Source organism: Burkholderia sp. Ac-20379 (genome assembly GCF_017104645.1).
Taxonomy (GTDB): Bacteria; Pseudomonadota; Gammaproteobacteria; order Burkholderiales; family Burkholderiaceae; genus Burkholderia.
This window is the reverse complement of record NZ_JAAGPF010000755.1, coordinates 1-1,050: the sequence shown is the minus strand read 5'-3', so window position 1 is coordinate 1,050 and position 1,050 is coordinate 1. Positions and strand designations below refer to the sequence as shown.

At 72.3% G+C, this 1,050-nt stretch carries 1 protein-coding gene; it reads left to right on the top strand.

Annotated elements, in window-relative coordinates; translation table 11 throughout:
* Positions 1-1,050 (top strand): beta-ketoacyl reductase (locus G3N92_RS34425; RefSeq protein WP_206131926.1); only part of this gene is annotated, 1,050 nt, incomplete at both ends.

The following is a 1,050-nucleotide window of genomic DNA, read 5'->3' as shown; positions in this document are numbered from 1 at the left end:
CGCGGCGGCCGCGTGATCTGCGAGGCCGCCGACGCGAGCGATGCGCGCGCGGCCGAGCAACTGGTGGACGGCATTCGGCGGCGTTTCGGCCGTCTGGACGGCGTGGTGCATGCGGCGGGCCAGCTCGACGACGGCGCGCTGCTGCAGAAAGTGCCGGCCCGCGTGGCCGGCGTGCTGGCGCCCAAGGTGGCCGGCGTCGTCAATCTCGATCGCGCGCTTGGTACCGCGCCGCTCGACTTTTTCGTGCTGTTCGCATCGATCGCGGGCGCGCTCGGCAATCCCGGGCAGGCCGATTACGCGGCCGCCAATGCGTTTCTCGACGATTTCGCCGCCGTGCGCGAGGCCCGGCGGCGCGCCGGCCGGTGCCATGGCCGCACGGTCGCGATCGACTGGCCGCTCTGGCAGGACGGCGGCATGCAACTCGACGCCGCCACGCTCACGCTGATGAAGAAGACGGCCGGGCTGACGCCGCTCGCGACCCGCACCGGCCTTGCCGCGCTGTCGGCGATCGTGGCCGGCGATGCGCCGCAGGTGCTGGTGCTGACCGGCGACCCCGCGCGCCTGCGCGAACGCATCCTGGCCGCGCCGGCCCTGCCGCGCTTCGTATCCGAATCTGCATCTGCATCTGCATCCGCACCCGCCGCCGTCACGCAGGCGCAGGTCGCGCCGGCGGCGGCTGTCGATACGGGCGAGTTGCGCCAGCGTGTGCTGGCCGCGCTGATGCGCGCGGTGGCGCAGCAACTGAAGGTGCCGCTCGAGGATCTGTCCGCCGATACCGAGCTGAGCGAGTACGGTTTCGACTCGATCAGCTTCACGCAATTCGCCAACGCACTGAACGATCGTTTCGACCTCGACGCCACGCCGACGCTGTTTTTCGAGTATCCGACGCTCGACGAGCTCGCCAGCTATTGCGTGAACGAACACGGCGCGGCGATGGCGGAGCGGCTGGGGGTGGCCCCGGCGGCCCCGGCCGTGCCGGTGGCTTCGCCCGCCGAACCGGCTGCCGCGCCCGTCGCGGCGGCGTTTGTCGTGGCGCCTGCCGCGCCGGCA